Consider the following 22937-nt stretch of genomic DNA (forward strand, 5'->3'; position numbering starts at 1 on the left):
CGGTGCCGTGGCGGATCAGGACAGCAGCTTCGCGTACGCCGGTTTGATCTCCTCGTTGATGATCGCCAGCCGCTCGTCGAACGGGATGAACGCGCTCTTCATCGCGTTGATGGTGAACCACTGGAGCTCGGCCCAGCCGTAGCCGAACGCCTCCACCAGCAGGGCCATCTCCCGTGACATCGAGGTGCCGCTCATCAGCCGGTTGTCGGTGTTGACCGTGGCCCGGAACCGCAGGTCGCGCAGGAGCCCGATCGGGTGCTCCGCGATCGACGCGACGGCACCGGTCTGCACGTTCGACGACGGGCAGAGCTCCAGCGGGATGCGCTTGTCCCGCACGTACGCGGCCAGCCGGCCGAGTACCGGTTCGGTGCCGGCGGTGATGTCGTCGACGATCCGTACGCCGTGCCCGAGCCGGTCGGCGCCGCACCACTGGATCGCCTGCCAGATGGACGGCAGCCCGAACGCCTCACCGGCGTGGATGGTGAAGTGGAAGTTCTCCCGTTGCAGGTATTCGAAGGCGTCCAGGTGCCGGGTGGGCGGGAAACCGGCCTCCGCGCCCGCGATGTCGAAGCCGACCACGCCGCTGTCCCGGAAGCGGACCGCCAGTTCGGCGATCTCCTGCGACCGGGCGGCGTGCCGCATCGCGGTGAGCAGGGTGCCGATCCGGATGCGCCGGCCGTCCGCCGCCGCCAGCGCGGCTCCCTCGGCGAACCCGGCCACCGTCGCCTCGACCACCTCGTCCAGGCTCAGGCCCTGGTCCAGGTGCTGTTCCGGGGCGAACCGGACCTCGGCGTAGACGACGCCGTCGGCGGCCAGGTCCATCGCGCACTCGGCGGCGACCCGGTGCAGCGCGTCGGCGGTCTGCATCACCGCCACGGTGTGCGCGAACGTCTCCAGGTACCGTTCCAGCGACCCGGAGTCGGCGGCGGTGACGAACCACCGACCCAACTCGTCCGGATCGGTGCTGGGTAGCGGGTGGCCGATCGTGTCGGCCAACTCGATGATGGTTCCCGGTCGCAGCCCGCCGTCCAGGTGGTCGTGCAGCAGCGCCTTGGGTGCCTTGACGATGTCTTCGTATTCGATTGCCACCATGACCAGACCCTAGTGCTCCGCCCGCCCGCACCGGACGGGGCACGCGGCCCGGACGCCGTGGCGGCGCTGGTCCGGGCCGGTACCGCCCGATGCGGGCCGGGGCTGGGAGGTCGCTGACCGGCACCGCCTAGGCTGGCGGGAGTGAGTCCAGATCCGTTGCGGTTCCTGCGCTGCCCGCTCTGCGGCCAGCCGCTCACCGCGGTCGACGCGGGCGCCGCGCGGGCGCTGCGCTGTCCCCGCGGGCACAGCTTCGATCTGGCCCGCCAGGGGTACGTCAACCTGCTGGCCGGTCGCGCACCGCACACCGGGGACAGCCCGGAGATGGTCACCGCGCGGGTCGGGTTCCTCGGCGCCGGTCACTACGACATGATCTCGGTCGCCCTGGTCGAGGCGGCGGAACGGGTCGTCGGTCCCACCGGCCCGGCCGACAACAGCGGGGCGTACCCGGATCTGGTGGTCGACGCCGGGGCCGGGACCGGCTGGCACCTGGCGACGGTGCTCGACGCGATCCCGGACGCCGTCGGGCTGGCCCTGGACGTGTCGAAGCCGGCGCTGCGCCGGGCGGCCCGGTCCCATCCCCGCGCGGCGGCGGCGCTCTGCGACACCTGGGCCGGCCTGCCGCTGGCCGACGCGTCCACCCGGCTGCTGCTCAACGTCTTCGCCCCGCGCAACGGGCCGGAGTTCCACCGGGTGCTCCGGCGCGACGGAGCCCTGCTGGTGGTCACCCCGGCCGGTGACCACCTGGCCGAACTGGTCGACCGGCTGGACCTGCTGCGGGTCGACCCGGTCAAGGCCGACCGGGTGGCGGGCAGCCTGGCCGGCGAGTTCGAGCTGGTCGACCGGAGCCGGCACACAAACCCGATGCGGCTGGACCGACGTGAGGTGGCCACCTTGGTCGGGATGGGGCCGAGCGCCTGGCACGTCGATCCGGTCCGGCTCGCCGCCCGGATCGAGGCGCTACCCGAGCCGGTCACGGTCACCGCCGCCGTCGAACTCGCCCACTACAGTCCCCGTTGAGCCGGGTCGGACCGGCCGGCGGGGTCAGGTGGACAGGTCGACTTCCTCCCAGCCGCCCGGCGGATCGTGGTACGGACCGATGAACATGACCGCCCACTCCAACGCCCACCGGCGCTGGCCGATCGCGTTCGCGTCGATCAGACTCGGGTGCACCCCGCCGAGGCGCTCCAACTCCAGGTAGCCCCAGTCGAGGCAGTAGTAGAAGTCCAGCAGGGCGGCGACATCCACCGCGTCCTGCGGGGCGACCAGGGAACGCGAACGCCACTGGGCGAACGTCTCCCCCGCCACCAGGTTCGGCAACAGCTCCGTCAACCGCTCGTCGGTCGGCTCGGTCGGGTCGAGGTGCTTGACCAGCCCGAGCACCCAGGCGAGCGCGAATACCGCGTCGTGGTGCAGCACGAACGAGCGGTGGTCACCCCGGCCGCCCATGACGAACTGCCACTCCGGCGGGGTGACCATGTCGATCAGGCGCGAGCCGAGCAGCCAGCTCATCCCGGCCTCGGCCGGCATGCCGAAACAGCGGGCCAGCACCACCTGAAGGACGGCCGCCCGAGCCTCGATCTCGGCCGTCGGCCGCAGTTCCAGCTCGTCGCCGGGTTCCCAGACGAGGGGGAACTGCGGCGGCGGCAGCGGCAGCCCGAGACGGCTCATCTCGTCGAGGTTCGCCGTTCGCACGGCCCGAGGGTCGGGAGCGGGTACGGTCACAGCTTCGTCCCTGCAAGTCTTCGGCGGCTCGGCGCCGGATGATCCCCGTGGCCAGGGAGAATAGCGGCTCGTGGGCGGCTGCACCAGGTCGCCCCGCCGGTCGTACCGGGCGGGCTGACGCAACGGCTCACGGGTCAGCTGATCCGCTCGATGACCAGCGGTGCGAGCACCGGTGCGGCGTCGGTGACGGTGACCGCGGAGCCGGCCGTCGCCAGCGCCGCCGGGATCCGGGAGGCGGTGTCGGCCCGCAGCTCGTAGAGGACGTCGCCGGTGCGTACCCGGTCTCCCGGACGCTTGTGCAGCAGTACGCCGGCACCGGCGCTGACCGGGTCCTCCTTGCGCGCCCGGCCGGCACCGAGCTGCCACGCGGCGACCCCGATCGTGTACGCGTCGACGGTCGAGACGTACCCGTCGCGGTCGGCCCGGACCAGCTCGGTCTCGTTCGCGATCGGCAGTGGGGCGTCCGGGTCGCCGCCCTGCGCCCGGATCATGGAGCGCCAGGCGTCCATCGCCCGGCCGTCGCGCAGTGCCGGTTCGGGGTCGACGTGGGCCAGTCCGGCGGCGTCGAGCATCTCCCGGGCGAGCGCGAGGGTCAGCTCCACGATGTCGGCGGGTCCGCCGCCGGCCAGCACCTCGACCGACTCGGTGACCTCGACGGCGTTGCCGACCGCCAGGCCGAGCGGGGTGGACATCCCGGTGAGCAGGGCGACGGTCCGTACGCCGTGTGCGGTGCCGAGTTCGACCATGGTGCGGGCGAGTTCGCGGGCGTCGTCGACGGACTTCATGAAGGCGCCGCTGCCGACCTTCACGTCGAGGATCAGGGCACCGGTCCCCTCGGCGATCTTCTTGCTCATGATCGAGCTGGCGATCAGCGGGATCGCCTCGACGGTGCCGGTGACGTCGCGCAGCGCGTACAGCTTGCGGTCGGCCGGGGCGAGGTGGTCACCGGCGGCGCAGATCACCGCGCCGGTGTCGGCGAGTTGGGCGATGAACTCCTCGTTGCTCAGCGCGGCCCGCCAGCCGGGGATCGATTCGAGCTTGTCCAGGGTGCCGCCGGTGTGGCCGAGTCCCCGTCCGGAGAGCTGCGGTACGGCGGCGCCGCAGGCGGCGACCAGCGGGGTGAGCGGAAGCGTGATCTTGTCGCCGACGCCGCCGGTGGAGTGCTTGTCCACGGTCGGGCGGTCCACGCCGGACAGGTCGAGCCGCTCCCCGCTGTTGATCATCGCGGCGGTCCACCGGGCGATCTCCGCCGGGGTCATGCCGCGCAGCAGGATCGCCATCGCGAGGGCGGACATCTGCTCGTCCGCGACCAACCCCCGGGTGTACGCGTCGACCACCCAGTCGATCTGCCCGTCGCTGAGCACCCCGCCGTCCCGCTTGGTACGGATGACCTCGATCGCGCTGAACGTGCCCATGGGCCCGCCACCCGCCTTTCCGAAGAGTTGATTCGAGCGTGCCCGCCCCGGCACAGGGGTTGTACCCGCCGGTTCAGTCGGTGTCGGAGCCGGGCCAGCGGACCGGGATCTCCATCGGCGGCTCGCCCTCCCCGGCCCAGTACAGGGAACCGGCCGCGTCGACCACCACCACCCGGGGCGTACGGGCGTGCCCCCAGGTGACCGCGTCGTCCGGGTCGTCCCAGCTCGGCGCCTCCTCCAGCACCCCGGTGGGCTCGTCACCGTCGTCGCCCGCGGACCGCTCCCAGTAGCCGGTCCAGACCTGCTTCCCGCCGGAGACGTCCGGGTGGACGAAGACGGTGCCCCGGCCCCGCCAGGCGGCGAGCCGTTCCGGCACGGTCGGCAGCACCGGTGGCGCGACGACCGCCTCCAGGTCGGCGACGTCGAAGGCGTGCGGAAGGAGTTCGGCCATCCGCAGCGGCCGGGGGGTCGCCTCGACCAGGCACTCCGCCCCGCCCTGTTCCCAGAGCAGTTGGCGGCACCGGCCGCAGGGCATCAGCGGTTCGCCGGTGGCGTCGACGCAGGAGAGGGCGACCAGCCGGCCGCCGCCGGTGGCGTGCAGCGCGGAGACCACCCCGCACTCGGCGCAGAGCGTCACGCCGTACGCGGCGTTCTCCACGTTGCAGCCGACCACCACCCGGCCGTCGTCGACCAGCCCGGCCGCCCCGACCGGGAAGTTCGAGTACGGGGCGTAGGCGTGCCGCATCGCCTCGGTGGCGGCGGCCCGAAGGCCGATCCAGTCGATCTCCATTGTCACGTCCCCATCCTGCCCCGCCGCTGGTCAGGACCGCCAACCGACCGGCCGCGCACGCCCCGGTCAGCCCTTGATGTAGGGCTTGCCGTCGGCGGCCGGTGCGCGGACCCGGCCGACCAGCCCGGCGACGGCCAGGATGGTGGCGAGGTACGGCAGCATCGCCAGGAAGTCGCTGGGGATGACGCTGTTGATCGCGCTGAGGTAGGTGCCGAGCTGGTCGGCGAAGCCGAAGAAGAGCGCGGCGAGCAGGGCACCGGTCGGGCTCCACCGGCCGAAGATCAGCGCGGCCAGGGCGATGAAGCCCTTACCGCCGATCATGTTCTTGCTGAACGTGTAGAGCGCCAGCGTGTACGAGGCGCCGCCGATCCCGGCGACCGCACCGGCCAGCAGCACGTTGCGGTAACGCAGCCGCAGCACCCGTACGCCGAGGGTGTCGGCGGCGGTCGGGTGCTCGCCGACCGAGCGGGTGCGCAGCCCCCAGCGGGTCCGGAACAGGCCGAAGTGGATCACCAGTACCAGGACCAGCGCCAGGTAGAGGAAGATGTTGCTCTCGAAGATCGCCGGCCCGATCACCGGAATCTCCGACAGCAGCGGGATCGACCAGTTGCCGAAGTGCGGCGGCTGGTTGTACGTGGCCGCGTCGGTCTGCATCAGCCGCTCGTAGAGGAACCCGGTCAGGCCGACCGCGAGCAGGTTCAGCACGATGCCCATGACCACCTGGTCGACCAGGTAGCGGATGGCGAAGACGGCGAGCAGCAGCGAGATGAACGTGCCGCCGAGGGCCGCCGCGAGCAGCCCGACCCAGACGCTTCCGGTGAGCGAGCCGAACAGCGCGCCAGAGAAGGCGCCCATCAGCAACTGGCCCTCGATTGCCACGTTGACCACGCCGGAGCGTTCGCAGAGCACCCCGGCCAGCGCCCCGAAGATCAGCGGCAGGGCCAGCAGGAAGGTGTTCCGGACGATGTTGACCAGGGGCATGAAGTTCTGCCCCGCCGGGGCGGCCGAGACCTGCCAGCAGAGGAAGGAGAGCACGAAGCCGACCACCCCGATGCCGAGCAGCAGGGTGAACCAGCGCTTGGGCACGCCGAACAGCAGCGCTGCCCCGGCTGCGGCGGCGATCAGGCCGAACAGGATCGCGCCGACCGTACCGTTGATCTCCAGTGCGGCACCGGCCGCGTCCTCGCTGAGGGTGAACCGGGCCAGCTCGCCGGTGGCGAGCGCCCCGAACGCGATCGCCGCGGCCAGGCCGAGGGCGAGCAGCCCGAGGCCGATCCGCCGGTTGCGGGTCCAGAACCCCTGCTGTACGGGGGCCAGAGCGACATCCCCCACTGCCATCGTGGACATCGACTACCAGCCCTTCGCCAGGCTCGTCTGCAATCGGGCGGCTCGCGCGGCGCGGAGCTGGAAGATCGCCTTGATCAGGGCGGGTGCGGCGATGAAGATGACGATCAGTGCCTGTAGCACGGTCACCAGCTCCAGCGAGATCCCGGCGTACGACTGCATCCGGTTGCCGCCGGCCTGCAACGCGCCGAAGAGCAGCGCGGCGAGCAGGACGCCCCACGGTTTGACCCGACCGAGCAGGGCCACCAGGATGCCGTCGAAGCCGATCTGTGCCACCACCAGCGGGGTGAGTGCGCTGGCCGTGGAGCCGACCACCATGTTCGCGCCACCGAGCCCGGCCAGCGCTCCGGAGATCACCATCAGCAGCACATACGTCTTCGTGACGCTGATGCCGGCGGTCCGGGCGGCGTCCGGGTTGGCCCCGACCGCGCGCAGCTCGAAGCCGAACGTGGACCGGTTGAGCAGCCAGGCGACCACCCCGGTGGCGACCACCGCGAGCAGGATGCCGGCGTGTACCCGCAGGTCACCGCCGAGCAGTCGGGGCAGTTGCGCCGACGAGTCGACCGGTCGGCTGATCGCGTCGGTCCGGTCCGGGTCGTGCACGACCTTCTGCAGGATCACCCAGGAGAGCAGGTAGACGGCGACGTAGTTGAGCATGATCGTGTTGATCACCTCGTGCGCGCCGGTCCGGGCCTTCAGGAAGCCCGGGACGAAACCCCAGATGGCCCCGCCGAGGGCGCCGGCGAGCAGCGCCACTATCAGGTGGATCACCGGCGGCAGCGGCAGCAGGAAGCCGGCCAGCGCGGCCACGATCACGCCGAGGGTGGCCTGACCCTGGGCGCCGATGTTGAACAGCCCGCCGCGGAACGCCAGCGCGACCGCCAGGCCGGTGAAGACCAGCGGCGCGGTGTACGTGAGCGTCTCGGAGATCGGCGCGAAGACCAGTTCCCAGCCGTTCGTGCCGTTGATCCACCCCTGTACGGCGGCCGGGTCGACCACCGCGCCCTTGAACAGGTTGGCGTACGCCTCGCTGACCACGGTCCAACTGGAGTTGAGCGCGTCCTGCGGCCGGGCGGTGATGTACGTGTAGGTGTGCAGCACGTCCGGGTCGGAAATGATGATCAGGATCGCGCCGATCACCGTCGCCAGGACGATGGCCAGCACCGTCACGGTGAGGGTGTTGGCCGCCCAGAGGTTCTGCAGGAAGCTGCGCAGCAGGAGCGGACCCCGACCGTTCGGGTTCTCGGGTTCGTCGCCCGTACCGGGCTTCGGCGGGTCGGCGTTCGCCGCCGCCGACCGCGCGGCCCGCGCCTGGTCCGCCGGATCCTTGTCCGGCGACGCAGCAGCACCAACACCACCAGCAGCAAAGTCGCTCATGACGTTTCCTCGTCCGCAGGGGTGCTACCGGGAGTCGGGGGCGCCGACTCGTCGGTTATCCCGGCCATCAACAGCCCGATCTCCTCGCGGGGGGTGTCCGGGCCGACGATGCCGAGGATCCGGCCGCGGTACATCACCGCGATCCGGTCGGCCAGGCCGATCACCTCGTCCAGCTCGCTGGAGATCAGCAGTACGGCGGTGCCGATGTCCCGCTCGCGCACTATCCGCTGGTGGATGAACTCGATCGAGCCGACGTCGACGCCACGGGTCGGCTGCGCGGCGACGAAGAGCTTCAGCGGGCGGGACAGCTCGCGGGCCACGATGACCTTCTGCTGGTTGCCGCCGGAGAGCGTGCCGACGGCCGCGTCCGCGCTGGGCGTACGGATGTCGAACTGCTCGACCCGTTCGGCCGCCGACCGGGCGATCTCCTCCGGCCGCAGCCGCAGCCCGGCGCCGAACGGCGACTGGTCGTAGATGTCCAGCACCAGGTTCTCGGCGACGGTGAACTCCTTGACCAGCCCGTCGACGCTGCGGTCCTCGGGCACGTAGCCGACTCCGGCGCGGAGCACCTTCTTGGTCGACCAGCCGTCGATCCGCTGGCCGACCAGGCTCACCGAGCCGGCCAGCACCGGCCGCAGGCCCATGATCGCCTCGACCAGTTCGGTCTGGCCGTTGCCCTGCACCCCGGCGATGCCGAGCACCTCACCGGCGCGGACGGTCAGGTCGACGCCGTCCACCGCCCGGTAGGCGCGCTCGTCGTCGACGACCAGCCCCTCGATCTCCAGGACCGCCTCGCCCGGCTCGGCCGGACCCTTGTCGACCAGCAGGTTCACCGTACGGCCGACCATCTGGGCGGCCAGCTCGTCCTCGCTGGACTGCGGGCTCGCCGTGCCGACGGTCCGGCCGCGCCGGATCACCGTGATCCGGTCGGCGATCGCCTTGACTTCCTTCAGCTTGTGCGTGATGAAGACGATCGACTTGCCGGACTCCTTGAGCGCCCGCATCACCGCGAGCAGCTCCTCGGTCTCCTGCGGGGTCAGCACCGCCGTCGGCTCGTCCAGGATGAGCAGGTCGACGTCGCGGGTCAGCGCCTTGACGATCTCGACCCGCTGCTGCACGCCGACCGGCAGGTCCTCGATCACCGCGTCCGGGTCGACCCGCAGGTTGTAGCGGGCGGAGACCTCGGACACCAGCTTGCGGGCCCGGCGCTTGTCGAGGAAGCCGGCGATGCCGCCACGTACCTGCTCGGCGCCGAGCATGACGTTCTCGGTGACGGTGAAGACCGGCACCAACATGAAGTGCTGGTGCACCATGCCGATCCCGGCACCGATGGCGTCCGGCGGCCCCTTGATCCGCAGTGGTGCGCCGTCGACCAGGATCTCGCCCTCGTCGGGCTGGATCAGGCCGTACAGCACGTTCATCAGAGTGGACTTGCCCGCGCCGTTCTCTCCGAGAAGCGCGTGGATCTCTCCGGGCTCAACCGTCAGATCGATGTGGTCGTTGGCGACCAGGTCACCGAACCGCTTGGTGATGCCGCGCAGTTCGAGTCTCAGCGCAACCTCCTGGAGTGCGGGCGATGGTGCAGCCTAGCCGCCACCGGGACGGGGGCGGGAGGGGAGAACGGGTCAGCGGTGTCGGTCGGTAAGGACGACGGCTGAAGATGGTACGGCCTGACTGAACGTACGCTCAGGGGCTGCCCGATCGGGCGTGACCCGGTCGCTCCGACGCCCGTGGCGTCACCACGGATGCCGGAGCGGCGGGCTGTTACCGGGGTGAACCGGCCATCGGCGGTGATGCCCCCACCACCGATGGCCGGTCCGACGTCACTTCGGCTGGGCCGGGGAGGTGACGGTGATGGTGCCGGCGGCGATGTCCGCCTTCAGCTTGTCGACCTCGGCCTTCAGCTCGGCCGGAACCTTGCTGTCGAAGTCGTGGTACGGGGCCAGCTCGACGCCGTTGTTGGCGAGCGTGCCGGTGAAGCCCGGGTCGTGCGCGAGCTTCTCGCCCTTGGCCGCCTTGGTCACGGCGTCCCGGACGACGTCCGGGATGTTCTTGACCACGGTGGTGATCAGGGACGGGCAGTTCGGGGTGCTCTCGCAGCCGTCGACGTCGACCCAGATCGCGTTGAACTTGCCACCGGACGCCTGGGCGGCGGCGGTGGTGCCCTGACCGGCGCCACCGGCGACCGGCATGACGATGTCGGCACCCTGGGCGACCAGCGTGTCGCTGACCTTCTTGCCCTCGTCCTGCTTGACGAAGTCGTTGGTGAACGACCCGTCCTGGGTGGCCTTGTTCCAGCCGAGGACCTGGACCGTCTTGCCCTTGGCCTTGTTGTACTGGGCCACGCCGTCGGCGAAACCGTCCATGAAGATCGTCACCGGCGGGATCTTCATGCCGCCGTAGGTGCCGACCTTGCCGGTCTTGCTCATGCCCGCCGCGACGTAGCCGGCGAGGAACGCGGCCTGCGCGGTGTCGAACTGCATCGGGTAGACGTTGCTCTCCGGCAGCTTCGCGTCGACGATGCCGAACTGCTGGTCAGGGTGCGCCTTCGCGATCTTGGAGGTGGCGTCGCCCATCAGGCCGCCGACCGCGAGGATGAAGTCGCAGTCCTGGTTCACGTACTGGGTCAGGTTCGGCTCGTAGTCGGCCTCGGCCTTCGAGGCGACGTACTTGATGTCGATGTTGGAGTCCGCCGCCTTGGCCTCCTGGAGACCCTTCCAGGCGGAGGTGTTGAACGACTTGTCGTCGATGCCACCGACGTCGGTCACCATGCATGCGTTGTACTTCTTGGCGGCGGTGTCCGTGCCGCCGCTCTCGCTCGGCGCCTCGCCGCAGGCGGCGACGCCCATCGCGAGCCCACCGACCGCGAATACCGAAACGATCCGCATCCCACGCACTGAGCGCAAGACGGTCTCCTTCCCCATGCACACCGACTCGCGGTGGCAGCCCAAAAGCCGGCCTGCACCTTGCACCCGGCGTCCCACGTTAGGACGGGAGCGTACGCCCGCGCCCACCCACCGGCCGACAATCGTGCCCGACTGTTGAGGTGCTGTTACCCTCACGTAACTCTCTCGTGGTCGAAATCACTCTTCGTGCTGGTAGCCGAACGACCACAACCACCTAAACGGACCTTAAGGGGAGTTTTCCCTGCTCAGAGCCGTACCGTTGGGTGACTAACCGGGAACGGTAGGCCAAGTTCCGCGTTAATAACAATTCATCAGGTCACCGAATTCGACAACATCCGACCCTGTTCCGTGGTGGTAACGGCGCTTTGGGTGATCGCGACGGCCGCCCGGCCGGTGACAGCCAGTAGCAGGCCGAGCACGGCATATCCGGCCAGGATCGCCAGGGGCATGGCGGCGCCGGCGCCGTCGAAGAAGGCGGCCGACCGCAGCAGATTGGCCCCGGCACCGACCGGCAACCACTGGCCCACCTCTCCCCACGGCCGGGGCAGCAGTTCGGGCGCGGCGGCCACCGCGCCGAGCGAGTTGCCGACCAGGAAGAGCAGGAAGGCGGCCAGCCCGATGCCGGCCCGGCCGAGCAGCGCGCCGAGCCCGGTCACCATGGCCGAGGTCGCCAGCGCGAACAGGCCGATCGCCGCGGCGTCGGACGGGTAGTCGCCGGGCAGCACTCCGAGCCAGCCCTGGAGCAGGGCGGCGCCGACGAGGCCGGCCAGCACACCGTAGGCGAGCAGACCGGCGAACCGGGCGACCCGACCGGCGACGAGCAGGGCGAGCAGTGCCCCGGCCAGCACGCTGACCAGCGCCAGCGGCAGGAAACCGGCGGCGAAACCGGTGCCCCGTGGGTCGTCCGGGTCGGCCGGCACCACGTCGACCACCCGTACCGGGGTGCCGCCGGCCCGGGCGACCTCGGTGAGCAGGCCGGCCACGGTCGGACCGGCACCGGTGGCGATGTGCAGGGTGAGTCCGTCCGGGCCGGGAACGAAGGCGGCGTACACCTCGCGGTCGCGCAGCGCGCGGTCGGCCGCCGCCGGATCGGGCAGCACCCGCACGTCGAAGGCACCGGGTTGGGCCTGCGCCAGCCGGGCGGCGAACGCCTCGGCGGCGGGCGCCGGCCCGGCGACCGCGACCGGCAGGTCGCGCGGGGCCAGGTTCGCCGCCGGTGCCGCGAACAGGGGTACGAGCAACGCCTGCAGGACCACCGCCACGGCGGCGAGCAGGACGGCGACGACAATCGGTGGCCTGGACCGGGTGGCTGGCTCAGCCATCTTCCTCTCCTTAAAACGAGCGCTCGCTCTCTTAAATCGAGCGTCCCATCGGCCGGCGACGGTAGTCAAGAACGAACGCTCGTTTTATTATTTGCGACATGCCTCGCGTCTCCGACGAACATCTCGCCGCCCGCCGCCAGCAGATCCTCGACGCGGCGCGACGCTGCTTCCTGCGCAACGGCTTCCACAACACCTCGATGCAGGACGTGATCACCGAGGCCGGGCTCTCGGTCGGCGCGGTCTACCGCTACTTCAAGAGCAAGAACGAGCTGATCACCTCGATCGCCGAGACCGCGATCAGCAGCGCCGACCAGCTGTTCGCCGAAATCGCCGCGCACGACCCGCCGCTGCCCCTGACCGGGGCGATGGACCGTGCGCTGGCCTTCGTCGACCAGCAGGCCGGGCCGGACGGCCTGCTCCGGATCGCCGTGCAGGTCTGGGCCGAATCCCTGCGCGACCCCGCCCTGGCCGCCTTCGTCCGGGAGAAGTACGGCCGGTTCCGCGACCACTTCGTGGTCATCGCCGAACGCGCGCACCGCAACGGGGAGCTGCCCGCCGACACCGATCCCCGGGCGGCCGGGGCGGTCCTGTTCGGGCTCGTCCCCGGTTACTTCCTGCAACGCATCCTGGCCGACGGACCGGACCGGGCGACCTACCTCGACGGCATGCGGTCACTGCTCACGGGCGGCGGCGGGACCGCCGGCTGACCGACTTGCACCTCCGGTAACGGGAGGTTCCACCATCGAGTACATGCACATCGGGGAACTGGCGCGACGCACGGGGCTGTCGGTCAAGACCGTCCGTTACTACTCGGATCTCGGGCTGGTGCCCGAGCACGACCGCACCCACGCCGGGCACCGCCGGTACGGCACCGACGCGCTCGTACGACTCAACTTCGTCCGTACGCTGCGCGAACTGGGGCTGGACCTGTCGACCATCCGGCGGGTCCTGGACCGGGAGGCGGACCTCACCGGGGTCGCCGCCCGACACGCCGACGCGCTCGACGCACAGATCCGGGTGCTGCGCGTACAACGCGCCGTGCTGCGGGCACTCGCCCGCCGGCAACCTTCACCGCAGGAGGTGGAACACATGACCCGCATCGCGCGGGCGACGGCCGACGAACGCCGCCGCGTCATCGCCGAGTTCCTGGACAGCATCTTCGAGGGCATCCCGGTCGACCCCGACTTCGAGAGCCGACTCCGGTCGGCCAGCCCGGAGCTGCCCGAGGAGCCGACCGACGAACAGGTCAACGCCTGGCTCGAACTCTCCGAACTGGTCGCCGACCCCGACTTCCGGGCGCTGCTGCGCCGGATGGGCCAGGGCTCGTTCGACCCGCCGCCCGGCACCCCCCGGGTGACGCCGGTGGACCAGGAGACGGCGACCGCGACCGCGACCCTGGTCGCCGAACGGGCCGGGGCGGCGGTGGAGCAGGGAATCGAGCCGGGTTCGACGCGGGCGGTTCCGGTGCTCGACGAGATCGTCGGGGCGTTCGCCGCCTCGGTCGACCGGACCGACGACCCGACCTATCGCCGGCAGTTGCTGGCCCTGTGGGAGGTCGCCGCCGACCCGCGTCCGAACCGCTACTGGGAGCTGATGGCGATCATCAACGGCTGGCCGGCCTGGCCGAACCCGGCGCCGGCCTGGCAGTGGACGATCGACGCCCTACGCGCCTCGGTGTCCGACTGACCGGGTCACCCCGGCTCCCGACCGGTCCGTACGGGCGGGTTCGAACCGCCGCCGGTCGGGTACCCCGGCCCTAACCTGGTCGTCCGTTGTGCCCCGCGCCGACGGGCGACTGGGGCGATGACCCCTTGTGGTGGGGGGTGCAGTGGTGGCCGTCGGTGCCTCCGGGAGCGCGCTCGCGGAGGCACCGACACCCGTCAACCGCTGAGGTTGCCCAGCTTGTCGGCGATCCGGGCCATGCCCGCCCGCAACTCCTCCGGACTCGGCGCCGGTCGCGGCTCGGCGTGCTGGTGCACGGTCTCCGGGCCGGGCTCCTCGTCGAGCAGGTCCTCGTAGTCGCCGTAGATGTCGGCGTCCTCGGTCTGCACCGCCTCGTCCTCGGCGGCGATCCGGGACGCGGCGATCTCACCACGGATCTCGTCGGCGCTCAGCCGGGGCAGCAGTGGTTCGACCACCGCCATCAGGTCCTCGTCGGCCACCACCGACTCGGCCAGGGCGAGCGCGTGCGGCCGCTCGTACGGGCCGCAGACCACCGGCTCCCACTCGTCGTCGTCGCCCAACGGGCCGAACGTGATGATCCACGGCAGGTCGTGGATCGGCGAGTCGTCCGACAGTTCCAGCGTCACTAGTGCGCCCACGCGAATCATCATCGCGGCCGATCAACCAGCTCGTAGGCATTTGCCCGAATTGCCATAGTTCTGACTGATGATCGTCGACGCCGACCGGGACCGGCGATATTGGCCCGGCGGTCGCCTCAGCTCAGGCAGCGACAACCGCCGGGGGCCCATCGATGATCGCGCCGGCAGCCGCCGACGGTCGACATCGGCCCAGCTCACGCCATGATCGCGAACACCCGGTCAGCATGCCACCAAGTGGATCTTCGTCACAAGAGGCTGTGACAAACTCACTGCGCGTATCGGTCTGCGGCGATGCGAACCCCGCTCGCGACCGGGCCGCCAACCGCGCTCAGCGGGGCTCGCCCACCCGTGGCGGGCCTGGCGGCAGCGGATCGTCCGCCGCCAGGTCGATCACCCGACCCCGGTGACTGGTCGCCGCCAGCGCCGCACCGAACAGCAGCAGTTGGTTCAACAGGTACAGGTAGACCAGCAGGCCGACCGTACCGGCGACCGCGGTGTACGCCAGGTTCCGCTCGAACCGGATCACGTAGTAGCGACCCACCGAGTTCAGCAGGGTGACCCCCAGCGCCACCAGCAGCACCGGCGAGAACAGCCGACGCGGAGTGATCCGCAACCGGGGCACCGCCAGCATCAGCGCCGTGGCCAGCACTATGTTGATCACGACCGCCAGCAGCCAGCTGGTGATCGAGACCAGGATCGAGTGCGAGCCGAACACCATCCGGAACAGCGACTGCAAAGTGTCCACCGCACCGACCGAGATGCCGAGCAGCAGGAACACACCGAGCACCACCACCAGGTCGATCAGCTGCCGGATCACCACGTAGCCGGGCTGCTGGTTGAGCCGGTAGATCAGGCGCTGCGACGAACGGATCGCCTCCACCCAACCGACGCCGGTGATGACCAGGAGGACCAGGCCGATGATGCCGACCCGCCGCGCCCCCTGCTGGATCTGCTCCGGGTCGAGGAACGGCAGGTTCTGCCGGAAGAAGTGCGAGGCACCCGAATTGACCCGGGCACTCTCGCCCAGGATGGTGCCGAAGATCCAGTACGCCACCAGCCCGAGCGCGAACACGGCGAAGAAGCCGTAGTACGCGATCCCGGCGGCGAGCCGCCCGCCGAGCACCTCGACGTACCGGCCGACCGCCCGGCAGAAGTGGTCGAACACCGGCGACCGGTCCCGCCACCCCTGCACCCGCCGCTCGGCACGCGCCACCACCCGATCCAGGACGTTCACGCCGTCATCCTCGCCGATCCGGCGGGTTTCGGCGCGTCGGGCACGCGACGAGACGAAGCAGTACGCCGCGCGGGGGGCCCGCACCGGGCCTCAGCCGCCCAGCAGATAGTCCCGACGCGGCTGCCAGCGCGCCTCGCCACTGTGCGAGAAAAGGGTGAACTTGCGTACCTCAAACCGGGCGGAGAACCCGGCCAGGTCCTCGTACACCCGGTCCAACGCCTCGGCCGCCACGTCGTGCGCCACCGTGACGTGCGGGTGGTACGGGAACCGGGTGTCCCGGACCAGCCCCGGCGCCCCGTTGATCGCCTCGGCCAGCAGCTCACACTCGCTGATTCCGGCCGCCACCGCGACGAAGACCACCTCGGTGACCGGCCGGAACGTGCCGGTCCCCCGCAGGTGCAGGGTGTACGGCTGATGGTCGGCGGCCACCTTGTCCAGGTGCGCCTCCACCGCCGGCAGGTAGTCCAGGGGGATCTCGGTCGGCCCGAGCAGGGTCAGGTGCGCCGGCACGTACGCCGCCTGCGGGTCACCCGCCTCGGCCCGGCGCCGGGTGAGCACATCACCCCACGGTTGCGGGATGTCCACCGCGACCCCGATCCGGGTCGAGGCGCTCCCGGTCTGCTGCGACCCGTCCGTCCGAACCACGCTCCGCTCTGCACCACCGGCCGGCGTCGGACGCCGGCCGACCCTCAACGTCGCCGGGTCGTCCCGGGCCGGATCCGGCCGGTGTCACCCCGCCGGTCAGTCACGCCGCGCCGCCGGCAGGAAACCCACCCGGTCGTACGCCGCCGCCAGCGTGGTCGAGGCGACCGCACGGGCCTTCTCCGCACCGATCGCCAGCAGCTTGTCCAACTGGGCCGGATCGTCCAGGTAGGCCCGGGTACGTTCCTGGATCGGGGTGACGAACTCGGTCACCACCGCGGCCAGGTCCTTCTTCAGGTCCCCGTACCCCTTGCCCTCGTACGCCGAGACCAGCTCGTCGGTGCCGCGGCCGGTGAGGGCCGCATAGATGGTGAGCAGGTTCGAGACGCCCGGCTTCTGCTCCCGGTCGAAGGTGACCTCGCGGCCGGTGTCGGTGACCGCCGACCTGATCTTCTTCGCCGACTTCGCCGGGTCGTCCAGCAGCTCGATCAGACCGGCCGGCGACGACGCCGACTTCGACATCTTCGCGCTCGGGTCCTGAAGGTCGACGATCTTCGCGGTGTCCCGCACGATGTACGCCGCCGGCACGGTGAAGGTCGCCCCGAACAGGGTGTTGAACCGCTGCGCGAGGTCCCGGGTCAGCTCCAGGTGCTGGCGCTGGTCCTCGCCGACCGGAACCGCGTCCGCCTGGTAGAGCAGGATGTCGGCAGCCTGCAGGATCGGGTAGGTGAACAGCCCGACGCTGGAGCGGTCCGCGCCCTGCTTGGCGGACTTGTCCTTGAACTGGGTCATCCGGCTGGCCTCGCCGAACCCGGTGATGCAGCTCAGCACCCAGGCCAGCTGGGCATGCTCCGGCACCTGGGACTGGACGAACAGGGTGCACCGCTCCGGGTCCAGACCCACCGCGAGCAGCTGCGCCGCCGCGACCCGGGTCCGCTGCCGCAGCACCACCGGGTCGTGCCCGGCGGTGATCGCGTGCAGGTCGACCACGCAGTAGAAGGTGTCGTGCGTCTCCTGCATGTCCACCCAGTTGCGGACCGCGCCCAGGTAGTTGCCCAGGTGGAACGAGTCGGCGGTCGGCTGGATCCCGGACAGCACCCGAGGGCGGGCAGGAACGTCGGACATGCCGGCAATTCTGACAGCAAGCCCGGGCCCGCGTCATGACGGGCCCATGCCAAGTCCACCCGACCCCGCCACCGCCGCCGGGAAACGGGAACGGTCCCGGGAACCGGGACGGTTCGCGGGGACTCGTACGCTGAGGACCGGAAGGGCGGCGATCGGGTGCGCGACCAGGACGGCCGTGGGCGTAACGCGGCGGACGAGGCGATCGGCGAGCTGTACCACGGCTGCTACCGGCGGCTGGTCGCCCAGGTCTACGCGTTCACCGCCGACCTCGCCGAGGCGCAGGACGTGGTCCAGGAGGCGTTCGCCCGAGCCCTGTCCCGGCCGCGCGGGCTGACCGACGTCGACAACCCCGAGGCGTGGCTGCGTACCGTCTCGATCAACGTGGTCCGCCGCCGCTGGCGCCGCCGGCAACTGCTGGACACCATCCTGCGCCGCGACCGCCCGGTCCTGCGGCTGGTCGAGGCGGCGCCCGGACCGGAACGGACCGACCTGCGCGAGGCGCTGGCCGGACTGCCGGTCGGCTACCGCGAGGTGCTGGTGCTGCACTACTTCGCCGACCTGCCCGTCGACGAGGTCGCCGGGCTGCTCGGGGTGGCGGTCGGCACGGTCAAGTCGCGCCTGCACCGGGGCCGGGCCGCGCTCGCCGCCCGACTCGGCGACTACCGCGACGACGCCGACCCGCTCGCCCCCGATCCCGCCCCCGCCGCCGGCAGCACCGAGGTGACCCATGCCTGAGTCCCGCTCCCCCCGGATCCCGCTCGACGAACGGTTGGCACGCGGCCGGGCCGACCTGCTGGACCGGATCGAACAGCCGCCGCTGGGTCGGATCCGGCACCTGGCGGCGCGACGCCGGCAACGCCGCCGCCACCTGGCGACCGGCGCCCTGACCACCGTTGCCGTCGCCCTCACCCTGCTGGTACGCCCCTGGACCGGTGCCACCGACCCGGCTCCCACCCCACCGGCCGCCCCCGCCGCCGGGCCGATCTACAGCGACGCCGGGATCACCATCAACGGCCTGGACGGGCCGGTGACCGACGTTCCCGGAACAGTCACCGACGTCGAGTTCACCGACCCGGACCACGGCTACCTGCTCGCCGAGTGCGTCACCGGGGCGCCCTGCCCGGCCAGCGTGGCCCGGACCGCCGACGGTGGGGTGAACTGGGAGGTCAGCCAGCTACCCGACACCACCCGCAGCGATACCGGGCTGGGGCTGCTCGCATTCCCGGACGGGCGACTGGCGGTCACCGGCCAGACCACCTACGTGTCGACCGACGGTGGCCGTACCTGGCAGGTGGGTGGGCGGACCAAGCCCACGCCGGCCCGGCCCGGCGACCGGCTGCACGGCCGGCCGGGATCGGCGGGGGAAGCCGGCTGCGGCGCAACCGTGTCGATCTGGCGGCCCGACGCACCCGCCGACCTGGGTAGCGCGGACCCGGACGGGATCACCGTCTGCTGGGTGGCCCCGGACGCCACCGCCGACGGGGGCTGGTGGATCGGCGGGACCCGCGCCGGTCAGCCGGTCGCGGCGGTCACCCGGGACGCGGGCGGCACCTGGACCGAGACGGTGTTCGGCCCGGCCGCAGAGCCGACGAGGGTGCAGGTCGCGGTGCTCGGCAGCCGGGCGTACGCGGTGCTGCTCGGTCCGGACGGCACCATCCGGGCCCTGTCCCACTCCACCGACGCCGGCCGGACCTTCACCCCGGCCGAACCACCCGTGGGCGGGCCGCCGGGGCTGGCCGGTGAACTGGTGCCGCTGCTCGACGGCCGGCTGCTGGCCGCCGGTACGGACAACCGCTGGTACGTCAGCGCCGACGACGGCGCCAGCTTCAGCCGGGCCACCGGCACCCTGCCGCCGGTGGGGCGGCTGGCGCGTACCGACGCGGGTTACGTCGCGTACGAGCTGTTCAGCAACGGTTGGGTGGCGTACTCGGCCGACGGCTCGACCTGGCGCAAGCTCCAGATCCGCTGACCCGGCCGACGGAACGGACGCCGGTCACCGGCGAAGCCAGACCGCTCAGCCGGCCCGCCGTTGCTCCACCAGGCGGGCCGGGGAGATGCCGACCCGGGCCACCCGGCGCCCGTCCACGGCGAGCACCCGCAGCACCCAACCATGGTCGTGCCCGATCGGGTCCGGACCGCCGTCGGGGTTCCCGGGTGCCGGATCGGCGTCGGGGGACCGAACGGAACCGATGTCGGAGTTCCGTCCCGAACCGATGTCGGAGTTCCGGCCGGCGCCGCGCGGTTCCACCGGCACCGGGATCTCGTCACCCGCTGCCGGCAGTCGTCCGAGGGCGGCCATCACGAACCCGCCCACCGTCTCGTACGGGCCGTCGGGCAGGGCGAAACCGGCCCGCTCGGCGAAGTCGGCCAGGTTGAGCCGGCCGTCGACCACCGCCGGTGCCCCGGCGGGCGCCGGTTCGGGGGCGTCGTCGTACTCGTCGTGGATCTCGCCGACCAGTTCCTCGATCAGGTCTTCGAGGGTGACGATGCCGGCGGTGCCGCCGTACTCGTCGACCACCACGGCCAGGTGCTGCCCTTCCCGGCGCATCTCGGTCAGCGCGGCGAGCACCCGTTTGCTGCCCGGCAGTTGCTTGACCTCGCGGGTCAGTTCGCCGATCGTGACCCGCCGGTCGTCCTCCGGGTGCAGCAGCACGTCGCGCAGGTGGACGAAGCCGATCACGTCGTCGTGCGGCAGGTCGACCACCGGGTACCGGCTGTGGGTCTCGGCCCGGACCAGCCTCGCCGCCTCGTCGAGGGTCAGCCGCGCGTTGAGGAAGACCACCTCGGTACGCGGCATCATCACCTCGCGGACCAGGCTCGCCCCGGCCACCAGCACCTCGTCGATGATCCGGCGCTCCACCGGGTCGAGCAGGGTGTTCGCGGCCACCAGGTCGCGCAGTTCCGCTTCGCTGATCCGTTCCCGGCCGGAGGTCGGGCTGGCCCCGAGCATCGCGGTGACCAGCCGGGTGGCCGTGTCGGCGGCACGCACCACCACCGCGGCCAGCCCTCGGGCCACCGGCCCGGGTTGTCGAACAGGACGCCCCGGCGGTCGGCGCCGGGGCCCGGTACTGCCGGAAACCCGCATGTCAGAAATGGTAGACACCGGGCGCGTACGAGGTGGGGACAAAACCCGCGCGGACACTCGTGTTCGACTCTGTTGGCCAATGGTGGAACATGATGGGGCTGGCGGGGCCGCAGAGGGCAGGACAGCGTCGGTGACGGAGAACGTCGCCCGTAATCTGTCTCCGCACCCCCCGGGGTCCTCGCGTGCGCGGCGCACACACCCCGGCGGGCCAGGCAGGGAGGGCACCACGTGAAACTGCTCGTCACCGGCGGCGCGGGCTACATCGGCAGCATCGTCACCCGGCTCCTGATCGACGCCGGGCACCAGGTGGTCGTCCTGGACGACCTGCGTACCGGCCACGTCGAGGCGCTCGCCCCGGAGGCGACGTTCGTCCGGGCCCGGATCCACGACGCCGCCCGGGTACTCACCCCGGACGCCGGCTTCGACGGGGTGCTGCACTTCGCCGCGCTGATCGCCGCCGGTGAGTCGATGGTCCGACCGGAGATCTACTGGGAGAACAACACCATCGGCTCGCTGGCCCTGATCGACGCCGTACGCGCGGCCGGTGTCCCCCGGTTCGTCTTCTCCTCGACCGCCGCGGTCTACGGCAACCCGACCGAGCTGCCGATCACCGAGCAGGCCACCAAGGCCCCGACCAACACGTACGGCGCCACCAAGCTCGCCGTCGACATGGCCCTCACCTCCGAGGCGATCGCGCACCAGCTCGGCGCGGTGTCGCTGCGCTACTTCAACGTGGCCGGCGCGTACATCCGCCCCGACCTGGCCCTCGGCGAGCGGCACGACCCGGAGAGCCACCTGATCCCGATCGCGCTGGACGTCGTCGCCGGGCGCCGGGAGAAGCTGCAACTGTTCGGCGACGACTACCCGACGATCGACGGCACCTGCGTACGCGACTACATCCACGTCGAGGACCTCGCCCGCGCGCACCTGCTCGCGCTCGACGCGGCGACACCGGGCGAGCACCGGGTCTACAACCTCGGCAACGGCAACGGTTTCTCCAACCGCCAGGTGGTCGACGTGGTCCGCGAGGTGACCGGCCACCCGCTGCCGGTGGAGATGGCCCCGCGCCGGGAAGGCGACCCTGCCGCACTGGTCGCCTCGTCCGAACGAGCCCGGACCGAGCTGGGCTGGGTGCCGGCGAAGCCGACCCTGGCCGACATGGTGACCGACGCGTGGGCCTTCTACCGCGCGCACATCCTCGCCGAGCCGGTCGAATGAGCCGGACCGACCAGCACGACGTCGTGGCCGGGGTCGCCGCCCGCGCCACCGACGGCTTCACCTCCGGGTACGGCGAGCAGCCCGCCGGCGCATGGGCCGCTCCCGGTCGGGTCAACCTGATCGGCGAGCACACCGACTACAACGACGGCTTCGTGCTGCCGTTCGCCCTGCCGCAGCAGACCGTCGTGGCCGTCACGCCCCACCCGGAGCCGGGCTGGACGGTCTGGTCGGAACAGTCCGGCGAGCGGATCGACCTCGACCTCGCCGACGTCACCGAACCCGGCCGGGTCACCGGCTGGGGCGCGTACGTCGCCGGGGTGGTCTGGGCGCTGCGCGACGCCGGTTTCGACGTGCCGGGGGCCCGGCTGGCGATCGCCTCCGACGTGCCGCTGGGTGCCGGGCTCTCCTCGTCGGCGGCGCTGGAGTCGGCGGTCCTGACCGCCCTGGCCGACCTCGGCGGGCTGGCCCTGCCGGTGGACGACCGGCCGGCCCTGGCCCAGCGGGCGGAGAACGTCTACGCCGGCATGCCCTGCGGCATCATGGACCAGTCCGCGTCGATCCGGTGCCGGGACGGGCACGCGCTCTTCCTGGACTGCCGGTCGCTGGCGGTCGAGCAGATCCCGTTCGACCTCGAAGCGGCCGGGCTGGCCGTACTCGTGGTGGACAGCCGGGCCCCGCACCGGCACGTCACCGGCGAGTACGCGGCCCGCCGGGCGGCCTGCGAGGCGGCGGCCGGCGCGCTCGGTGTGCCGGCGCTGCGGGACGTCACCGTCGACGGGCTGGACGACGCGCTCGCCCGGCTCGACGACCCGATCGTCCGCCGGCGGGTCCGGCACGTCGTCACCGAGAACCAGCGGGTGCTGGAGACGGTGGCACTGCTGCGTGCCAACCGGGTACGCGAGATCGGTCCGCTGCTGACCGCCTCGCACGCCTCGATGCGCGACGACTTCGAGATCACCGTCCCGGAGATCGACACCGCCGTCGAGGCCGCCCTGACCGCCGGTGCGTACGGCGCCCGGATGACCGGCGGCGGTTTCGGCGGCTGCGTACTGGCTCTGGTCGACGCCGACCGGGTCGAAACGGTGACCGCCGCCGTGACCGCCGCGTACGCCGCCCGTGGTTTCACCGCCCCGCGCGCCTTCGCGGCCGTCCCCGCCCCCGGCGCCCACCGCCTGCGCTGAGCCACGACGGAGGGGCCCCGTTTCCGGTTCCGTTCCGGTTCCGGACGGGGCCCCTTTTCGCCCGTGGGTCAGTGGGTGTCGACGATCATGCCGGCGGCGATGGTGCGGTTGGTGGTTTCGTCGATGAGGATGAAGCCGCCGGTGGTGCGGTTGCGGCGGTATT

At 71.6% G+C, this 22937-nt stretch carries 22 protein-coding genes; 7 read left to right on the forward strand and 15 right to left on the reverse strand.

The features are described 5' to 3' along the window. Positions 1 to 15: 15 nt before the first annotated feature. Positions 16 to 1092, reverse strand: coding sequence for an adenosine deaminase (locus ACZ6QQ_RS21500; RefSeq protein WP_465878371.1), 1077 nt, complete (start codon positions 1090 to 1092; stop codon positions 16 to 18). A gap of 141 nt (positions 1093 to 1233) precedes the next feature. On the opposite strand from ACZ6QQ_RS21500, the gene ACZ6QQ_RS21505 reads away from it, so the two are divergent. Then, entirely contained in the window at positions 1234 to 2109 is an 876-nt protein-coding gene (locus ACZ6QQ_RS21505) for a putative RNA methyltransferase (protein ID WP_465878372.1), read from the forward strand. Between the two features lie 24 nt (positions 2110 to 2133). Here the strand turns inward: ACZ6QQ_RS21505 and ACZ6QQ_RS21510 are convergent, their stop codons facing one another. From ACZ6QQ_RS21510 to ACZ6QQ_RS21545, 8 genes are all read right to left on the reverse strand, one after another. Further along, positions 2134 to 2760, reverse strand: a complete 627-nt coding sequence (locus tag ACZ6QQ_RS21510) for a DUF4272 domain-containing protein (protein WP_465878415.1) — start codon at positions 2758 to 2760, stop codon at positions 2134 to 2136. A 188-nt stretch (positions 2761 to 2948) separates the two neighbouring features. Beyond that, on the reverse strand, positions 2949 to 4229 hold the full coding sequence (locus ACZ6QQ_RS21515; RefSeq protein WP_465878374.1) for a thymidine phosphorylase: 1281 nt from the start codon (positions 4227 to 4229) through the stop codon (positions 2949 to 2951). Positions 4230 to 4302: 73 nt separating this feature from the next. Next, positions 4303 to 5019, reverse strand: a complete 717-nt coding sequence (locus ACZ6QQ_RS21520; RefSeq protein ID WP_465878419.1) for a cytidine deaminase — start codon at positions 5017 to 5019, stop codon at positions 4303 to 4305. 66 nt (positions 5020 to 5085) lie between these two features. Next, positions 5086 to 6366, reverse strand: a complete 1281-nt coding sequence (locus ACZ6QQ_RS21525) for an ABC transporter permease (RefSeq protein WP_465878376.1) — start codon at positions 6364 to 6366, stop codon at positions 5086 to 5088. Positions 6367 to 6369: 3 nt separating this feature from the next. Next, on the reverse strand, positions 6370 to 7740 hold the full coding sequence (locus ACZ6QQ_RS21530; protein ID WP_465878378.1) for an ABC transporter permease: 1371 nt from the start codon (positions 7738 to 7740) through the stop codon (positions 6370 to 6372). Beyond that, positions 7737 to 9293: an ABC transporter ATP-binding protein gene (locus ACZ6QQ_RS21535; protein ID WP_465878422.1), complete on the reverse strand. Its 1557-nt coding sequence runs from the start codon at positions 9291 to 9293 to the stop codon at positions 7737 to 7739. The genes ACZ6QQ_RS21530 and ACZ6QQ_RS21535 overlap by 4 nt, the downstream gene beginning before the upstream one ends. A 270-nt stretch (positions 9294 to 9563) precedes the next feature. Next, on the reverse strand, positions 9564 to 10628 hold the full coding sequence (locus ACZ6QQ_RS21540) for a BMP family lipoprotein (protein ID WP_465878423.1): 1065 nt from the start codon (positions 10626 to 10628) through the stop codon (positions 9564 to 9566). A gap of 329 nt (positions 10629 to 10957) precedes the next feature. Beyond that, entirely contained in the window at positions 10958 to 11968 is a 1011-nt protein-coding gene (locus tag ACZ6QQ_RS21545; protein ID WP_465878379.1) for an ABC-2 transporter permease, read from the reverse strand. Positions 11969 to 12066: 98 nt separating this feature from the next. Here ACZ6QQ_RS21545 and ACZ6QQ_RS21550 point away from each other — a divergent pair, with 98 nt between their 5' ends. Then, positions 12067 to 12675 carry a TetR/AcrR family transcriptional regulator gene (locus tag ACZ6QQ_RS21550; protein ID WP_465878380.1) on the forward strand — a complete coding sequence of 203 codons (609 nt, stop codon included), beginning with the start codon at positions 12067 to 12069 and terminating at the stop codon, positions 12673 to 12675. 43 nt (positions 12676 to 12718) lie between these two features. Continuing rightward, complete coding sequence (locus ACZ6QQ_RS21555; RefSeq protein ID WP_465878381.1) at positions 12719 to 13654, forward strand: MerR family transcriptional regulator; 936 nt, start codon at positions 12719 to 12721, stop codon at positions 13652 to 13654. Positions 13655 to 13848: 194 nt separating this feature from the next. Here ACZ6QQ_RS21555 and ACZ6QQ_RS21560 read toward each other — a convergent pair whose 3' ends face one another. From ACZ6QQ_RS21560 to trpS, 4 genes are all read right to left on the reverse strand, one after another. Beyond that, complete coding sequence (locus ACZ6QQ_RS21560) at positions 13849 to 14289, reverse strand: hypothetical protein (protein ID WP_465878382.1); 441 nt, start codon at positions 14287 to 14289, stop codon at positions 13849 to 13851. Positions 14290 to 14617: 328 nt separating this feature from the next. Then, complete coding sequence (locus ACZ6QQ_RS21565; RefSeq protein ID WP_465878383.1) at positions 14618 to 15523, reverse strand: YihY/virulence factor BrkB family protein; 906 nt, start codon at positions 15521 to 15523, stop codon at positions 14618 to 14620. Positions 15524 to 15613: 90 nt separating this feature from the next. Further along, positions 15614 to 16168: a 2'-5' RNA ligase family protein gene (locus ACZ6QQ_RS21570; protein ID WP_465878384.1), complete on the reverse strand. Its 555-nt coding sequence runs from the start codon at positions 16166 to 16168 to the stop codon at positions 15614 to 15616. Positions 16169 to 16264: 96 nt separating this feature from the next. Beyond that, positions 16265 to 17290 carry a tryptophan--tRNA ligase gene (trpS, locus tag ACZ6QQ_RS21575; protein ID WP_465878385.1) on the reverse strand — a complete coding sequence of 342 codons (1026 nt, stop codon included), beginning with the start codon at positions 17288 to 17290 and terminating at the stop codon, positions 16265 to 16267. A 156-nt stretch (positions 17291 to 17446) separates the two neighbouring features. Here trpS and ACZ6QQ_RS21580 point away from each other — a divergent pair, with 156 nt between their 5' ends. Together ACZ6QQ_RS21580 and ACZ6QQ_RS21585 are read left to right on the forward strand one after the other, a co-directional pair. After that, complete coding sequence (locus ACZ6QQ_RS21580) at positions 17447 to 18025, forward strand: RNA polymerase sigma factor (protein WP_465878387.1); 579 nt, start codon at positions 17447 to 17449, stop codon at positions 18023 to 18025. Then, a complete protein-coding gene (locus tag ACZ6QQ_RS21585; RefSeq protein ID WP_465878389.1) occupies positions 18018 to 19259 on the forward strand; it encodes a WD40/YVTN/BNR-like repeat-containing protein in 1242 nt (413 codons plus the stop codon). Before ACZ6QQ_RS21580 ends, ACZ6QQ_RS21585 begins: the two co-directional genes overlap by 8 nt. 45 nt (positions 19260 to 19304) lie before the next feature. On the opposite strand, the gene ACZ6QQ_RS21590 is transcribed toward ACZ6QQ_RS21585, so the two are convergent. After that, positions 19305 to 20375 carry a hemolysin family protein gene (locus ACZ6QQ_RS21590; RefSeq protein ID WP_465878391.1) on the reverse strand — a complete coding sequence of 357 codons (1071 nt, stop codon included), beginning with the start codon at positions 20373 to 20375 and terminating at the stop codon, positions 19305 to 19307. A gap of 228 nt (positions 20376 to 20603) precedes the next feature. Here ACZ6QQ_RS21590 and galE point away from each other — a divergent pair, with 228 nt between their 5' ends. After that, positions 20604 to 21593 (forward strand): UDP-glucose 4-epimerase GalE, encoded by a 990-nt coding sequence (gene galE / locus ACZ6QQ_RS21595; RefSeq protein WP_465878392.1) that lies wholly within the window; start codon positions 20604 to 20606, stop codon positions 21591 to 21593. Beyond that, positions 21590 to 22774 carry a galactokinase gene (gene galK / locus ACZ6QQ_RS21600; protein WP_465878394.1) on the forward strand — a complete coding sequence of 395 codons (1185 nt, stop codon included), beginning with the start codon at positions 21590 to 21592 and terminating at the stop codon, positions 22772 to 22774. The genes galE and galK overlap by 4 nt, the downstream gene beginning before the upstream one ends. A 68-nt stretch (positions 22775 to 22842) precedes the next feature. Here the strand turns inward: galK and ACZ6QQ_RS21605 are convergent. Continuing rightward, on the reverse strand, positions 22843 to 22937 hold a 95-nt coding region (locus tag ACZ6QQ_RS21605), incomplete at its 5' end, for an elongation factor 1-alpha C-terminal domain-related protein (RefSeq protein ID WP_465878426.1).

Source organism: Micromonospora sp. NPDC049529, from assembly GCF_055586685.1.